Below are 15,320 nucleotides of genomic sequence, written 5' to 3' on the forward strand. Positions count from 1 at the left end.
TACAGGTATTTGCAGGTCAATGAATTAACAGAGTAATGAGTAAATGAACAAAGGATGGTATTGGTTTAGTACATGGAATGAACATAAATATCTCCCACGTAAAATAGTACTTCAAAATGCTCACATAGCTAGTTATACTGCGCCATTTACATTATTTCGTAATCACCTTAAGTACAGCCGTGCTGAGGTAAGCAGTTAAATATGGAACAGCAAACATGTTGCAGAAGCTAAACGAACGCATACAAGGTCTGGTGGCCTGGATAGTAATTATTCTCATTGCAGTGACATTCACGTTATTTGGGGTTGACTACTATATGCAATCTCGCCAGAGTTCTACTGCGGAAGTGGAAGTGAATGGCGAGGCAATCAGTAAACAAGCTTATGAGATCAATTATCGGCGAGCGCGTCAGCAACGAGATGCGGCTCAAATGACAGCGGCTGGTGAAAAAGCGCTAAAAAAACAAGTCTTGGATGACATGATAGTCAATACTGTGACTGTCCAAGCAGCTAAAAATAATGGTTTTGCCGTCAGTGCCGAACAAGCCAATGCAGCAATTTTACAAATTCCACAGTTCCAGGAAGATGGCCATTTCTCGGCAGAGCGCTATCAACAGGCATTAAGCGGTGCGATGTTTACGCCGGAATCCTTTCAGAAAGAAGTACAGCAAGGAATGCTGCTCAATCAGCAACGTTTTGCTTTCATCGGCAGTGCTTTTGCATTGCCTAATGAAATTCAGCGATTTGTTAAGCTTTACATGCAAACTCGAGATTACGATTATCTCGAAATTCCTGCTGCATTGTTTAGTAAAAACATCAGCATTTCTGATGAATCGATTAACCAATATTACCAAGACCACAAAAAGGAATTCATTGCTCCTGAGCAAGTTTCAATAGACTATGTGCGATTGTCAATGCAGGGGCTAAGGCATAATTTAACGGTTAGCGATGATGACGTTAAACGCTACTACGACGAGAATAAAGACAATTTTCAAACCCCAGCCCAATGGCAGGTGGCGCATATTCTATTCGCTATCCCAGAAGACGCTTCTGCAGAGGTTGAGCAGCAAATTAAGCAGAAAGCTGAAGATGCCTATCAAACCCTGCAAAAAAATCCTGAACAATTTAACGAACTGGTTAAAACCATGTCGGATGATAAATTGTCCCAGGTTAATAATGGAGTCCTTCCTTGGTTGACGGCAGGCCAAACACCATTTAGCAAAGCTCTGGCTGACTTGACTGAACCCGGACAAATCTCAACTCCTATTCAATCTGCACATGGCTATGAAATATTTAAAGTAATGAATTATAAACCGGCTACCTTAAAACCCCTGGCGGAGGTTCAGCCCCTCATTAAAGAGCAATTGTTAAATGAAGTGGCGCAGAATAAATATTCCGAGGCTTTAGAGCAGCTCAGTGATATCAGTTATCAATCTCCAGATTCACTGGATCCCGTTGCTGATGCATTGAAATTAAAGGTGGAGCACAGTCAAGCCTTTTCCCGCCAGGGGGGAGCGGATGATTTAACTAAGAATAAAGATGTGATTAATGCTGCATTCAGTCATGATGTACTTGAACTTGGCAATAATAGCGAACCTGTGCAACTGGATAACGACAGCGTGATTGTTTTACGAGTCAATAAACACATTCCTGCTGCGCAAAAATCGCTTGCCGAAGTAAAAGACTTCATCGCCAAAGTACTGACAAGCAAAGAAGCCGAGAAACAAGCCAAGGATTTTGGACAAAATTTCCTCTCTGGCAATCATGATGCCGAAGAAAAATTATTGGCTGAAAAACAGCTTCATTGGCAAAATATCGAACAAGCAACTCGAGATACCGATAAAGCGAATACTGCGGTCAACAACTTGGCTTTCAGTTTGGCCAAGACAAACAATCGCAGTGGCCGCAGCCTTAGAAATGGGGATTATGTGGTAGTTCGTTTGCGCAAGATTAATGACGGTCAATATGACCAGCTGGATAAGGAACAACAAGCTAGCATTGCTCAGCAAATTGAATCTAGTTATGGGGTAATGGATTACGACCTATATGTTAACAGCTTATTGAACAAGGCTAAAATCGATAAGCACTCTAGCTAAAGGGGGAAGTAATGGCAAAATTAACGGATAATCAGTTAGCCTCGTTGTACCTGAAGCTTGCTAATGAATTAAGAGCGCAAAGAAAGCAAAACCACAGGCCAGAGCAGATATATTCTGATTTGCTAAATAGTTTGCATTATGAGCTACAACGACAAGACAGTGGTTTGTACGGTTTGGAAGTGGACGATCAGCGAAAGGTTTATACGATTTTAAATACGCTGTTTAGCTCTTCTACTCCTATCCAACAGCTCACCAGAATTCCTGACTTTAAATTCGTGTTTATCCATCAGGAAATAAATCATTTGCCTCGTTACTATCACCCTTATTATCCCTCCCATGATTGGCTTTTTACCTGGCTTTTGCTGGACTCCATCAGTCATCATAATCATCCAGCACACCATCATCGTGATAGCGGCTGCTGCGGCGGATCAAGTTCCTCAAATCGCCATAAACATGACGACAAGAATGCAGGGTCAGCCATTCTCTTTTTATTATTGCTGTTGCTGGTTTTATCACTTGCCGTAGTAACCTTATTGGCAGCTTACTATTTGTTACGCGCGAGTTTGGATAGCTTTGAACGATTATGGTACAACGAAGGCCGTTTACAGGCGCTTATCGATGTATCGAGTGCCATTGCCAGCACCATGGTAAGCGGATTTTTAGCCACCCTGTTTGCGAGTGCACCACTGACTGCTTTTGCCTTGGCTGCCGGGGTTGCTAATCCTGTCGGTGTCGTGGTGTTTAGCCTCATCTGCATTTCATTAATTGGTGGCGCTTTAGGTTGTTTTCTGACTCGACAAATTACCCAGGCAGTCGTTGAAAGTCACAATAAAGACGCGTTGGATCCCAAAGATCCTTACCGTTTTACCTTAAGCCCAGATGCAGAGGTGAAAATACTCCAGCTCGGTTTGGATCCTGTAAAAGTAAAATGCGCCTTAGTGGCATTGCATGAGGAAATTGGTGAAAGTGTTCCTACCCGTTTGCATCGTTTGTTTGCAAATGATCATAAGCAAGAACTCTTGGAGAAGGTGAGGGAGCTTCGCAGTGGGAATATAAAAAATACATTGATAACAATTGGCAAAGGGGAAAATGCATTGACCTTTGATTTAAGACCTTTCCCGCCACAACCTGTGGTTTATGTTCAGTCTCAGCAATCATTATACCCTGAACCATCGCATGCGCACGCTCACCGTCATCCAGGTGCTTATCAGTCTGGCGAACAACCGGGCTATGAAATCCCTCCTGGCTATGGCCAGCACTATCCATCTGCACCGCCACCCTATAACCCATCCTATAATCCTTACTAATTGTAAAGTGACCGGTTTAGCCGGTCTTTTTACTAAATGAGTGCAACTGTTCTTAAATACAGCCTTATGTTAGCCTTAAGGGCTGTATTTAAGCTTTGAGAAAAGTTTATCCCTATGTTTATTCCTTCGATCCAAATGCTACAGCCTCGTCAAAAGGCTTTCATTTATTTTTTTTTCTACAGTATGTTTCTCCTGTTATTGCGGTCGTTTCTGATTAATAGCACCTTGAGTTACGATGAAGCAGAACAAATTGTTTTTTCTCAGACCCTTTCTGCCGGTTACCCTGCGCAACCCCCGCTGTATAATTGGTTGCAGTGGTTAAGTTTCAAAACTTTTGCGGTTAATCTGTTTAGTCTTTCCTTAGTCAAATTTAGCCTGATTTGTGCCGTTTTATATGTCTATCATTTAATTTGCCGCGCCTATTTTCCGAATTCCTTACTTGCATGGGGAGCTACTCTATCATGGGCACTGATACCCAATATCAGTTATGATTTTTTACCACATCGAACCCACGTTATCCTGGCTTTATTAGTAAGCGCTGGCACATGGTACTGGTTTATTAAAGCACCGCCCAAACGTCTGTTGACGTGGTATGTGGGGTTGGGGATCTTAATTGGCATGGGCATTTTGGCTAAATTCAATTATTTGTTATTTTTGTGCGTTTTGCTCACTGCCGGGTTGACCATAGAGGAATATCGCAGACGAATTTTTACAACCTACATCTTGATTAGTCTCATCATCGCAGTTCTGTTATCAAGCCCTTATTGGCTGTGGCTGTTGCAACATCGGGAACTTGGCTTGCATGCCTCATACAAATTGGTGATTGCTGGTAAAGGCCATTTTTACGGATTGTTGCGGTTGTTCGAAGCTTCCTTGTGCTTTATAGGTCCTTTGCTGGCGATAAAATTATTCTTTCCCCTATCCTGGCAAAATGCTTCGCCAACACCTGAGAAACAATTGCTTTGGCGCTATCACATTCTGCTTTTACCATTTCTAATGGTTTTGGTGTTATTCAGTGGAATGAACAATGTCAGGACACATTGGCTTGTGCCATTATACTTCCTATATCCCTTATGCCTATTCAGCTTAATCCGTATTGAAAAATGTTCTATAACCGTTGTTAAAAAATATTTATTCCTATGTTTAGCTGTGCAATTAGCCATTATAAGCTCCTGGATGATTCGCGTACCAAAATTAGCCGATTTCCCGTTGAAAACGGTGGTTCAAGACATTAAAAGCCGACCAGTAAATCCAACGGTCATCGTCTCTGACTCTCATTGGCTTCTTGGAAGCTTGATGCTTAACTTAGCGGTTAAAGAGGGGATTTTGATTAATTTTGAGCCTCACGTTCATCTATCCGGTCCTGTTTTAGCCGCGTGGGAAGGAACGACTAAATCTCCCTGGTGGCTTGCAGGACTTAATCCTGGTGAACGGGATGACAAAATTGTTACGCGCATCCACAAAAATTCAGCCATTAGTCGGTTGTCTTGGTTAGCCGAGCCTTAGGTAAAGAGCTCTAACCATGCTTCATGGAGAGGACAAAAGATTACTCTAACTAAAAAAGGCTTAATTGCATTAGGGTTGTTAAAAAATTAAATGGCAGATGAGTAGTGACCAGCAGCCATATGGCATATTAATTGATGGTTAGCGCTTGCGGCCAAGCATTCTGTCCTAAGCGTAAAAGACTGCTTGGCCACAATAGAAATGCCGTTTTATTCCAATTCAGTCATTGAAACAGCATGGTAGCCAGCATCTACGTGAACGACTTCACCGGTGATGCCAGAAGCCAAATCAGAGCATAAAAAGGCGGCTGTATTGCCCACTTCTTCTGCAGTAACATTGCGTTTTAGAGGCGTAACATTGGCATAGAAACTTTGCATTTTGCGAAAGTCCTTAATGCCGGCTGCGGCTAATGTTTTAATTGGACCTGCAGAAATGGCATTTACCCGAATGCCTTTCGTGCCCAGACTGGCTGCCAGATAGCGGACTGAGGCTTCCAGACTGGCTTTGGCAATACCCATGACGTTATAGTTGGGGACTGCTTTTTCAGCCCCGTAGTAGCTTAATGTTAAAATAGAGCCCTGACTGTCTGTCATCATGGGCTGAGCGGCTTTGGACAAGGCAACCAGGCTGTATGCGCTGATGTCATGGGCTATGCGGAAACCATCACGGTTTACGTGCTCGATGAAATCGCCACTGATTTGATCGGCCGGGGCAAAGGCTACTGAATGAACAACAATATCCAGCTTGTCCCAATGACTGTTCAGCTGTTCAAAAGCAGCTTGAATTTCAACATCACTCGCCACGTCGCAAGGAAACGTTAAATTGGAATTAAATTCCGCAGCCATCGTTTCAACGCGACCTTGTAATTTCTCATTTTGATAGGTGAAGGCTAGCTCGGCACCTTGTTCGTGAAAAGCTTTCGCTATTCCATAAGCGATTGAGCGATTGCTAGCAAGGCCAACGATTAACGCTTTTTTACCTTTTAAAAATCCCACCTTATTCTCCTCTTATGATTTCCGCATTCAAGCTATTTTGATGTATTGCCAATAGCTCGCGCATTTTAGCTTGAATCATATCAATTGCGATACGATTTTCACCACCACGGGGGACAATAATGTCTGCATAACGGCTGGAAGGTTCAATAAACTGCAGGTACATGGGGCGCACTGTGGTTTCGTATTGGTGAACTACGGATTCAAAAGAGCGGTGACGCTCGACCACATCTCGCTTTAAGCGGCGAGTCAGGCATACATCCAGAGGCGTTGACATGAAGATGCGAATGTCCATAATTTCTCTTAAAGCTTTGTCGCTAAACAACAATATGCCTTCAAGGACAATGATGGCATGTCTGCCGACTCGGCGTGTCTCAGGCAAGCGAATGTGCTTGGAATGAGAATAAATAGGGATGTCAACAAAACTCCCTTGCTGCAAACTGCGAAGATGCTCGCACAGTAAAGCATGATCAAATGCGTCAGGATGATCGTAATTGATTTTTTCGCGCTCGGTGAAGGGAAGATGACTGTTGTCTTTATAGTAAGCGTCTTCTGAAATCACGACCACCTGGTCGGAGCCTAATTCATTCACAATAGTATTAGCCAAAAGACTTTTCCCGGAAGCAGAAGGGCCGGAAATTCCAATAATAATTGCTTGTTTGCTCATGATTGTTTCATTCAAAAATTTGTGCAAATAGTAAGGGTTTATAACGATAAATTCAATCCAAACCAGCAAGTAAGGCTGTATTTATATGAATTTTCAAGGCATTTTTTTTAATAATCTTTTTGCCTTTGGCGCCTCAATAAAACGTATAAAGCCCCATTTCCTCCATCCCGTGCCAAGGCACTGTAAAAGGCCAAGATTTGCGGAAGCTGTTTCAACCAATGATTGACTAGATTTTTCAACACTGGAGATTCACCGGTTCGACTTCCTTTACCATGGATAATCAGCAAACAACGATGGCCCAATTCCGTTTCTGTAAGAATATACTTGATTAAACGTTCTTTTGCCTCTTCAGGACGCAAGCCATGCAAATCCAATCTTGATTCCCATGTGATTTCACCTCGTCTTAACTCCCGCAGGCGCTTTAATGGGATGCTGTGACTGCAATAAGACAAAATCGTATTCGCTTCTACCACTTCAGTGTAATAGTCGGATAAATAAATCTGCTCTTCTCTCTGCGGTTTTATCTCCTTATGAACAGTCCGCATTCCCGTTTTGACTGTTTCCACTTCAACACGCTTTGTTGGTTGCAAAGGTTTTATGACCCCTATTGATCTACGGAATAAAGCGCGGTCTTCATCAGAGAGAAAATCATCAGACATAAAATAAAAAAATATGAAATTATTAAATTAATTATAGAGTAATTGTCAGCGCAAGCTTAGGGACAAAAACTCCGGTTTGGCGTACAATTTGCAACAATTATGGCCATTAGGCTTCAAGAAGGCAAATATTAAAGGCGTTTATTATGACTGATTCTTACAAAGCAGCTTGTAGCGAACTGCAAACTATTGTTGATTTCATTCGCTTTGGCATTACCGAAGCCCGAGGTAATGATCTGTATTTTGGGCACGGCACAGACAATGCTTGGGATGAGATGTTCGCGCTAATTCTTGAGAGTCTGTCATTACCATTGAATTGCGACCCTTTACTCTTGCAATCGCACTTGACTCAGGCGGAAAAGCAATTGCTCACCGCACAATTGTCGCGTCGCATTAAGGACAAAGTACCTGTTCCTTATTTAACCCATGTCGCCTATTTTTGCGAGATGCCTTTCTATGTGGATGAACGAGTGCTTATTCCGCGCTCCCCCATTGCCGAGCTCATCAAACAGCAATTCTCCCCTTGGTTGATTGCTGATCAAGTGCATCGTGTGCTTGATCTTTGTACCGGCAGCGGATGCATAGCTATTGCTTGCAGCTATGCTTTTCCAGAGGCCATAGTTGATGCTGTGGACATTTCAAGGGATGCTTTAGACGTTGCCGCCATCAACTGCGAACGACACGTCGTTCAAGAACAAGTGCGGTTAATTCAATCTGACCTTTGGCAAGCTGTGCCTAATGTTCGATATGACTTGATAGTTTCAAATCCTCCTTACGTGGGCAGTGAAGAAATGCAAAGCTTGCCTGCTGAATATCAGCATGAGCCTAAATTGGCTTTAGAAACCGACAATAATGGTTTGGCTATTGTTGAAAAAATTCTCGCGAAAGCCCATGATTACTTAAGCGATGAGGGGATATTAGTGGTTGAAGTGGGTAACAGTGATCAAGCCTTGGAAGAAGCCTTTCCAGACGTTCCCTTCACATGGTTGGAATTCGAGCATGGCGGCCATGGTGTCTTTTTATTAACTCGTGAACAATTAAAGGCATATTTTTCATCTTAGGGTAGAAATTAATGAGTGGAAACACATTCGGTAAGCTATTTACCGTGACCAGTTTTGGGGAAAGCCATGGTCCGGCGATAGGCTGTGTGGTTGATGGTTGTCCACCTGGATTGGCTCTTAGCGCTGAAGCCATTCAACCCTTTTTGGATAAACGTAAACCTGGGCAATCCAAATACACGACGCAAAGAAGGGAAGAAGATAAAGTGGAAATTCTTTCCGGTGTATTTGAAGGTTTGACAACGGGCACTCCAATTGCTTTATTAATTAGAAATACGGATCAACGCAGTAGCGATTACGAAGCCATTAAAGAGTTATTTCGTCCTGGCCATGCAGATTTCACCTATCATTATAAATACGGTCATAGAGACTATCGGGGAGGCGGCCGCTCATCGGCACGAGAAACAGCAGCGAGAGTTGCTGCGGGGGCCATCGCCAGGCTGTATCTAAAACAATGTTTTGGAATCGAAATAATCGCTTATTTACAAGCTGTAGGAAAAATGAAGCTAGAATTCATTGATGAAGCCTGTATTTCTACTAATCCCTTCTTTTGTCCAAATGATCGTCAAATAGAAGACTTAGGCGAATACATTAATCAACTCAGAAGACAAGGTGATTCTGTAGGCGCTCGCGTGAACATAATCGCTCGCCATGTTCCTGTGGGATTGGGAGATCCTGTGTTTGATAAGCTGGACGCCACCTTGGCTTATGCCATGATGTCCATTAATGCGGTAAAAGGGGTAGAAGTTGGCGCCGGGTTTGCTGCGGTAGAGCAGCTGGGCAGTGAGCATCGGGATGAAATGTCAAAAGCAGGATTCTTGAGTAATCATGCAGGTGGCATTTTAGGGGGCATTTCAACCGGGCAAACTATTGAAGTGAGCATCGCCTTAAAACCCACCTCAAGCATCGTCAAACCTGGAAAGACTGTAAACACCAAAGGTGAAGAAACAGAAATAGTGACAAAGGGGCGACACGATCCTTGTGTGGGAATTCGTGCGGTGCCCATTGCAGAAGCCATGATGGCTTTGGTATTAATGGATCATGTCTTGCGGCATAAAGCACAAAATCAATAAGCAACCAGGCTGAACCAAATACCAGGGCAGCCGTTAAAAAGAGGTGGGCAATGAATCGACGTTTGAATATCGCTGTAGTTGGGGCAACCGGTGCTGTCGGCGAAACCATGTTAACGGTTTTGGAAGAGCGGGATTTTCCTGTAGACAATCTTTATCCGCTAGCCAGTTCTCGCTCCGTGGGTAAAACCGTTTCTTTCAATAATTACGATTTGGATGTCGAAGATTTGGCTGCATTTGATTTTTCAAAGGCCGACATTGCTTTGTTCTCGGCAGGTGGGGCCGTATCCAAGGAATACGCAGCAAAGGCGGTAGAAGCAGGTTGTGTGGTGGTGGATAACACCTCATGCTTTCGCTACGACGATGATATTCCCCTTGTTGTCCCTGAAGTTAATCCGCAGCGCATCAGTGAATACAAGAAGCGAGGGATCATCGCGAATCCCAACTGCTCGACCATACAAATGGTGGTAGCCTTGAAGCCCTTGCACGACGCCGTCGGCATTAAAAGAATTAATGTGACTACCTACCAAGCGGTATCTGGAACAGGCAAAAAAGCCGTTCAAGAATTGATCCACCAGTTAGGGGAGCTTTTAAACGGCAGACCCATAAAATCTTCAGTTTACCCAAAGCAAATTGCCTTTAATGTACTTCCGCATATTGATGAATTTCAAGAGAATGGTTATACGCGTGAAGAAATGAAAATGGTCTGGGAAACCAAAAAAATTATGGAGGATGATAGCATTTTGGTTAATCCAACCACCGTTCGTGTACCGGTGTTGTACGGTCACTCTGAAGCCATTCATCTTGAGCTGAAAGAGCCAATGACTGCTGCTACTGCCCGCAAATTGCTGACTAAAGCACCTGGAGTGAAAGTGGTGGATGCCCCAGGCAAGTTGCAGTACCCCACAGCCATTACCCACGCTGTTGGCCATGATGAAGTGTTTGTTGGACGCATTCGTCAAGATATTTCTCATCCAAATGGTTTAAACTTATGGGTAGTGGCTGACAATATACGCAAAGGTGCTGCCACCAATGCTGTTCAGATAGCAGAAATTTTACATCGAGACTATTTATAAATTTATGGCTATAAAATCATATAAACAAGCAATTGATCGTTCTATAAGTCCTCCGAGGGTGATAACACAGCCCATCAACCAGGCTGCAAATACTGGAGGAAAGGCAAGCTTTAGCGCCATGGCAACAGGAGTGCCTGCTCCTTTCGTGCAATGGCAGCTTGCCAGGGCGGGAAGTTCAGTTTGGATTGATATACCCGATGCAAACTTGATTAATTATACGACTCCAACTTTGTCTGCATCGGATAATGGTAATCAATATCGCGCTGTTTTTTCCAATAGTGCTGGTAAAGCCGTCAGCGAATCAGCCGCTGTAACGATACTCAGTGCCCCGATGATAAAAGACGGTTCGTCCATTCTATACGAAGAAACGACGACGATGGAAAGGCAAAGACGGATTGCTGAGCAACAACAGCATAGTAAATTAGCTAAAGTTCACGCCCGTGAACACAATGAAGAACAAGCTCATGCCTCACCGGAAGAAGCCATGGAAAATGGCCTTCTTCAACACCCATTTTTGAACTCCCAAAGAAATGATGGCATTGATCCTAACCTAAACCCCGAACCACCCTTAAACACAGAAGCTCGTCGTGAGTTTGATAATGAGAGACGGGAACAAGAAATGGAAAAGCAATTGCGGTTAGGGAATATGCCAAAAATGAGGACCGATCCTCAATTTAAACCATAGGATGTTCTAAATGACCCTAGCAAACGATATCATCAGCTGCCGTACACCTGATTTTGACTTCTACACACGTCAGGGTGAATCCTTGGATGATATTGATGAATATGGTTTTACACCATTAATTGAATGCGCGATTACTAAACAAGCGCATATTGCTGAGCAGCTGATAGCACGGGGAGTTGACGTAAACAAACCGGATGTTACCGGCCGAACTCCGTTGCATTGGGCCGTGGATAATAATGATTTAGAGATGTCTCGGTTATTATTACAACACGGCGCCAATGCGAATGCCTACACCCGCTCAGGTCTTGCTGTTTTGGTTTACCCGGTGTTAAGAGGTCAGGATCCACTTAAGCACTTGCTTTATCAGCATGGAGCCAAGCTCGATTTCGCGCTGGATTTCATCAATGCCAAATTGATTGGCCATCGTTTTGAGCTTACGGGTGATGTTGATATCGTTAATGCTGAGGGTGAGTTTATTGAATTGGACTATGAAGGGTTTATTCTCGAATTTACCGTCGCCGTAATTAAAGATTCCTTAAGACGGTTCACCAGCAGTTATTCTACACGCCATCTTCGTGACCATTTTCCCTATTTATATGAAGTCATGGATGCTTTTTCGTTGGCGGGAGAATTATTAAAATTTCAGCATCATCAATTTTTAACGGATGAGCATAGGCAGCATCTCATGGGGCTTATCCGTTCGCCTATGCTGATTTTACCCGCTGCCAGCAGAGGCCATGCTTTGGGTTTTGTTCGCTATCATAACTGGTGGGCCAAGATAGACAGGGGTGAGAACAGCTTAAAAGAAGGGAGCGTTAACCTATATCGCATCACCCGACCTGAGGAATTTAACCTTAAATTTATAGAAGAATTCCTGTATAGAAAACAAAGTCGCCAGTATTTTCATCAAGTCATCAATCGGAAACTAGGGTTGGTTCCTGTTTTGAAATTACCAATCACTTCGCAAATCGCAGGTAATTGTTCCTGGGCCAATATGCAAGCCATTGTGCCTGTTGCCTACGCCTTACAACAGCTCGAGAGTGGCGTAGATGTTGGCAGTTTTGACGGCAGGGTGGCCCTTGCTGTTTATGATACCTGGGTCGAATGGGATAAAGATCGCTCCCTTGATGATTGCATTCATCGCTTTTATTTGGCGAACCCCGTGCGCAAGGCCAGTTTTGCCTCCATATTAGGGGCAGTACTGTTTCAAGCCTGTGATTACCAAAACAGCCACCATGTTGAGCGTGCTGAAAAAATATTGACCATCTTAACGCTGCCTGAATATTACTATATTCTCTACAGCTACCTTGAAGAATACTGCATTAAACGGCTAACTCGCCGCGGCAATAATTTGTTAAAGCTTTTGGACGATTGCGGTGTGAATCCCAATATTGCAGTAACTCCTATTGCCACGGGCTTGAAAGATAGAACCTAACTCCCCTGGTTTAAGTCGCTCATGCAGCAATTTTTAAATGGGTTTTTTCTAAAAAATTGATAGAAAAGAAAAGAGCTCACAATCAGGACATTGAAAGCTGTAGCCCAAAGGCCTAGTAAAGGATCAAGCAAGAAAGCTACGAAGAGAATTCCTAGAAATATTCCTTGTGCAAATAGAGTCAATAGCAGGGCTGTCAGTCTATTCATGATTCATCCTGAGTTTGCAAGAGTCTATTTATTATATGCGATTATGCTCATGAATAGCTATTCAACCAAAACGCATTACTTTTTAGTCTTCTTTATTAAAGTTTGCTCTGTATGTATAATGTCAGATCTTTTCGCTCTTTTAAAATATTTTGAGTGCAAAAAGAAACATTAATGAGTTAATTTAGTCAACAGTGAGAAAATACGATGTTCAGAAATTTTGGAAATAGCCCGAGTAATGCCAATGGCAATGATAATGGTGAGCAAAGACGCCGTCTTGAAGAAAGAGCTAGAAGATTTAATGCGAGGGAAGTGTATCCGCAGAGTGCCTTTTTTACGCCGGTTAACCCTCCTAACGTGGGTAATTTAGCGCAAGCACCCCTCCCTGCGATTCAGGAAGTGGACGAAAATAATGTAGCAAACACTCAAGGATATTTCGCGCCAGCCAAGGCTGGGAACTAAAGCGATAAGGTCTGCTTAATCTAGGCATTCCTCCTGAAAAGGAGGAATGCTATTAGTTAGGCATCATGGGCACGATTAGTTGTCTTGGGATTCCTTATTGGCTGCTGCTTTTTTTTTTCCTTGATCAGCAGGCTTCATAGGGACGACGCGTGCACTGGATTGATTGCCCTGTGGTCTTTTTCTTTGCACATTACCAGAACTACGTTGTTGGTTGCCTGAACGGCGACGACGATTGCCTGAAGGTTGTCTTCTTTCCTGCGGGTTATGCGCGTGGGGTTGTTTTTGCTGCTGGACTGTTCCAGTAATCTTCTCCTGACGTCCTGGGGGACTGGTCTCAGCTGTGCCAAAAAGACTATTCCACAATCTTTTGATGAAGCTACTATGATGAGCTTTTTCAGCGGCAGGCAGTGAAAAAGGTTTAACTGCGGGTTCATCGCGTTTTGCTGCATCTTCGGCACGAGTTAAACTGACTTCTGGCTGCTGGATTAATGAGTAGCTGGGTTTTTTACTCTTGCCGACGTTGTCTTCTTTCAAACGAGTAATCTCGTAATGCGGAGGTTGCAAATAAGGATTGGCAATGATTAATACTTCCACATTGTGACGTTTCTCAATGTTGAAAATGAACTGACGCTTTTCATTCATGATGAATGTTGCCATTTCTGGTGGCAGTTGTACTTGAACTTCAGCTGTTTTTTCTTTTAAAGCCTCTTCTTCAATCAGGCGTACAATGGATAAGGCATGAGATTGAATATTTCTCACCGTGCCTCTTCCTTCACAACGCGGGCAAACTTCTTGTGCGCTTTCACCTAAAGAAAGACGCAAGCGTTGACGAGACATTTCAAGCAAACCGAAACGAGAGATACGGCCCACCTGTATACGCGCTCTGTCGGCCTTTAAGGCTTCTTTTAAGCGATTTTCTACGTCCCTTTGATTTTTACTGGAGCTCATGTCGATGAAATCAATGACCACTAAGCCACCTAAATCCCTTAAACGTAATTGACGTGCAATTTCGTCAGCCGCTTCCAAATTGGTATTTAAAGCAGTTGTTTCAATGTCGGAACCACTGGTTGCTTTAGCCGAGTTGATGTCAATTGAAACCAAGGCTTCGGTGCGGTCAATGACCAAGGCACCGCCAGAGGGGAGCGGAACTTCACGTTGGTAAGCCGTTTCTATCTGGCTTTCAATCTGGTAAAAATTAAACAAAGGAACCGTGCTGTTGTACAGCTTGAGATTGGGTAGGAAATCCGGTTTAACCTGTTCAATGTATTGTTTGGCTTTAGTATAGGAAACGTGATCATCAATGATGATTTCGCCAATGGACTTGCGCAAATTATCGCGAATGGAGCGGATGATGACATCGCCTTCCTGGTGGATTAGGCAAGGAGCTAATTGATTGTGGTAAGCTTGCTTAATGGCTTGCCATTGGTTGCACAGCATATCCAGATCCGCTTGTAGCTCTTCCTGGCTTTTACCGACTCCTGCGGTGCGGATAATTAATCCCATATCATCCGGTAATTGCAAAGCATTCAGGGTTTCTTTCAATTCATCTCGGTCATCGCCTTCAATGCGACGGGAAATGCCGCCTGAATTCGGATTATTGGGCATCAGCACCAGATAGCAACCTGCCAAGGTAATGTAGGTGGTGAGCGCTGCCCCCTTGTTTCCTCGTTCTTCTTTGTCCACTTGCACAAGCAATTCTTGTCCTTCGCGGATTAGAGAGGTTATAGGGGGTTTGTGATCACCGAATTCTTCAGGGTTTTTACTGAGATACTCTGGCGCAATTTCTTTTAAAGGCAGAAAACCTTGCCGTTTTGCGCCATATTCAACAAATACTGCGTCAAGACTTGGCTCACGACGCGTCACAATCGCTTTGTAAATATTCCCCTTTTTCTTTACTTCCGTAGGACATTCAATGTCCAAATCATAGAGATGTTTATTTTTAACCAGCGCTACTCGGACCTCTTCGGTTTGAGTAGCATTTATTAGCATTTTTTCCATTGTTTACCCCAATAAAGGGCGCATTTCTTAAGGCAGATAGTGTAAGGATTTATTTTTTGTTATTGCAGTTACGTTTGTGCTAATTACTCATTTCACGGATTGTCTTTTTGACTCC

14 protein-coding genes are annotated in these 15,320 nt (G+C 43.4%); 9 read left to right on the top strand and 5 right to left on the bottom strand.

The window, feature by feature from the left end; all coding sequences use genetic code 11:
* Positions 1 to 215: 215 nt before the first annotated feature.
* The 3 genes from EL203_RS03135 to EL203_RS03145 all read left to right on the top strand — a co-directional run bounded on the left by EL203_RS03135 (position 216) and on the right by EL203_RS03145 (position 4,906).
* A complete protein-coding gene (locus EL203_RS03135) occupies positions 216 to 2,093 on the top strand; it encodes a SurA N-terminal domain-containing protein (RefSeq protein ID WP_058470560.1) in 1,878 nt (625 codons plus the stop codon).
* Positions 2,094 to 2,104: 11 nt separating this feature from the next.
* A complete protein-coding gene (locus tag EL203_RS03140) occupies positions 2,105 to 3,400 on the top strand; it encodes a hypothetical protein (RefSeq protein ID WP_058470559.1) in 1,296 nt (431 codons plus the stop codon).
* 114 nt (positions 3,401 to 3,514) lie between these two features.
* Positions 3,515 to 4,906 (top strand): ArnT family glycosyltransferase, encoded by a 1,392-nt coding sequence (locus EL203_RS03145; protein WP_058470558.1) that lies wholly within the window; start codon positions 3,515 to 3,517, stop codon positions 4,904 to 4,906.
* A 206-nt stretch (positions 4,907 to 5,112) separates the two neighbouring features.
* Here the strand turns inward: EL203_RS03145 and EL203_RS03150 are convergent, their stop codons facing one another.
* The 3 genes from EL203_RS03150 to EL203_RS03160 all read right to left on the bottom strand — a co-directional run bounded on the left by EL203_RS03150 (position 5,113) and on the right by EL203_RS03160 (position 7,221).
* Positions 5,113 to 5,898, bottom strand: a complete 786-nt coding sequence (locus EL203_RS03150) for an enoyl-ACP reductase FabI (protein ID WP_058470557.1) — start codon at positions 5,896 to 5,898, stop codon at positions 5,113 to 5,115.
* A 1-nt stretch (position 5,899) separates the two neighbouring features.
* Complete coding sequence (gene udk / locus EL203_RS03155) at positions 5,900 to 6,562, bottom strand: uridine kinase (protein WP_058470556.1); 663 nt, start codon at positions 6,560 to 6,562, stop codon at positions 5,900 to 5,902.
* A gap of 107 nt (positions 6,563 to 6,669) precedes the next feature.
* Positions 6,670 to 7,221 carry a Smr/MutS family protein gene (locus EL203_RS03160; RefSeq protein WP_058470555.1) on the bottom strand — a complete coding sequence of 184 codons (552 nt, stop codon included), beginning with the start codon at positions 7,219 to 7,221 and terminating at the stop codon, positions 6,670 to 6,672.
* Between the two features lie 143 nt (positions 7,222 to 7,364).
* On the opposite strand from EL203_RS03160, the gene prmB reads away from it, so the two are divergent.
* The 5 genes from prmB to ankH are packed head-to-tail and all read left to right on the top strand — an operon-like array spanning position 7,365 to position 12,542.
* Positions 7,365 to 8,279, top strand: a complete 915-nt coding sequence (gene prmB, locus EL203_RS03165) for a 50S ribosomal protein L3 N(5)-glutamine methyltransferase (protein ID WP_058470554.1) — start codon at positions 7,365 to 7,367, stop codon at positions 8,277 to 8,279.
* 11 nt (positions 8,280 to 8,290) lie between these two features.
* Positions 8,291 to 9,349, top strand: coding sequence for a chorismate synthase (gene aroC, locus EL203_RS03170; RefSeq protein ID WP_058470553.1), 1,059 nt, complete (start codon positions 8,291 to 8,293; stop codon positions 9,347 to 9,349).
* Positions 9,350 to 9,399: 50 nt separating this feature from the next.
* Positions 9,400 to 10,422, top strand: coding sequence for an aspartate-semialdehyde dehydrogenase (locus tag EL203_RS03175; protein WP_058470552.1), 1,023 nt, complete (start codon positions 9,400 to 9,402; stop codon positions 10,420 to 10,422).
* Positions 10,423 to 10,426: 4 nt separating this feature from the next.
* A complete protein-coding gene (locus EL203_RS03180) occupies positions 10,427 to 11,107 on the top strand; it encodes an immunoglobulin domain-containing family protein (RefSeq protein WP_126320084.1) in 681 nt (226 codons plus the stop codon).
* A 10-nt stretch (positions 11,108 to 11,117) separates the two neighbouring features.
* Positions 11,118 to 12,542 carry a Dot/Icm T4SS effector AnkH/LegA3 gene (gene ankH / locus EL203_RS03185; RefSeq protein WP_058470550.1) on the top strand — a complete coding sequence of 475 codons (1,425 nt, stop codon included), beginning with the start codon at positions 11,118 to 11,120 and terminating at the stop codon, positions 12,540 to 12,542.
* Here the strand turns inward: ankH and EL203_RS03190 are convergent.
* A complete protein-coding gene (locus tag EL203_RS03190; RefSeq protein ID WP_058470549.1) occupies positions 12,539 to 12,748 on the bottom strand; it encodes a hypothetical protein in 210 nt (69 codons plus the stop codon). The two genes, ankH and EL203_RS03190, sit on opposite strands and share 4 nt — an antisense overlap.
* Positions 12,749 to 12,952: 204 nt before the next feature.
* Between EL203_RS03190 and EL203_RS03195 the strand changes: the two genes are divergently transcribed.
* The gene (locus EL203_RS03195) at positions 12,953 to 13,207 is read left to right on the top strand and encodes a hypothetical protein (protein ID WP_058470548.1); all 255 of its coding nucleotides are present in this window, start codon (positions 12,953 to 12,955) and stop codon (positions 13,205 to 13,207) included.
* Between the two features lie 75 nt (positions 13,208 to 13,282).
* Here the strand turns inward: EL203_RS03195 and EL203_RS03200 are convergent, their stop codons facing one another.
* Entirely contained in the window at positions 13,283 to 15,205 is a 1,923-nt protein-coding gene (locus EL203_RS03200; RefSeq protein ID WP_058470547.1) for an Rne/Rng family ribonuclease, read from the bottom strand.
* Positions 15,206 to 15,320: the final 115 nt, after the last annotated feature.

Source organism: Legionella jordanis, assembly GCF_900637635.1.
GTDB lineage: Bacteria > Pseudomonadota > Gammaproteobacteria > Legionellales > Legionellaceae > Tatlockia > Tatlockia jordanis.

Coding starts and splice junctions, on each gene's coding strand:
- EL203_RS03135 (WP_058470560.1), top strand. CDS start 216: ATGTTGCAGAAGCTAAACGAACGCATACAAGGTCTGGTGGCCTGGATA.
- EL203_RS03140 (WP_058470559.1), top strand. CDS start 2,105: ATGGCAAAATTAACGGATAATCAGTTAGCCTCGTTGTACCTGAAGCTT.
- EL203_RS03145 (WP_058470558.1), top strand. CDS start 3,515: ATGTTTATTCCTTCGATCCAAATGCTACAGCCTCGTCAAAAGGCTTTC.
- udk (WP_058470556.1), bottom strand. CDS start 6,562: ATGAGCAAACAAGCAATTATTATTGGAATTTCCGGCCCTTCTGCTTCC.
- EL203_RS03160 (WP_058470555.1), bottom strand. CDS start 7,221: ATGTCTGATGATTTTCTCTCTGATGAAGACCGCGCTTTATTCCGTAGA.
- prmB (WP_058470554.1), top strand. CDS start 7,365: ATGACTGATTCTTACAAAGCAGCTTGTAGCGAACTGCAAACTATTGTT.
- aroC (WP_058470553.1), top strand. CDS start 8,291: ATGAGTGGAAACACATTCGGTAAGCTATTTACCGTGACCAGTTTTGGG.
- EL203_RS03175 (WP_058470552.1), top strand. CDS start 9,400: ATGAATCGACGTTTGAATATCGCTGTAGTTGGGGCAACCGGTGCTGTC.
- EL203_RS03180 (WP_126320084.1), top strand. CDS start 10,427: ATGGCTATAAAATCATATAAACAAGCAATTGATCGTTCTATAAGTCCT.
- ankH (WP_058470550.1), top strand. CDS start 11,118: ATGACCCTAGCAAACGATATCATCAGCTGCCGTACACCTGATTTTGAC.
- EL203_RS03190 (WP_058470549.1), bottom strand. CDS start 12,748: ATGAATAGACTGACAGCCCTGCTATTGACTCTATTTGCACAAGGAATA.
- EL203_RS03195 (WP_058470548.1), top strand. CDS start 12,953: ATGTTCAGAAATTTTGGAAATAGCCCGAGTAATGCCAATGGCAATGAT.
- EL203_RS03200 (WP_058470547.1), bottom strand. CDS start 15,205: ATGGAAAAAATGCTAATAAATGCTACTCAAACCGAAGAGGTCCGAGTA.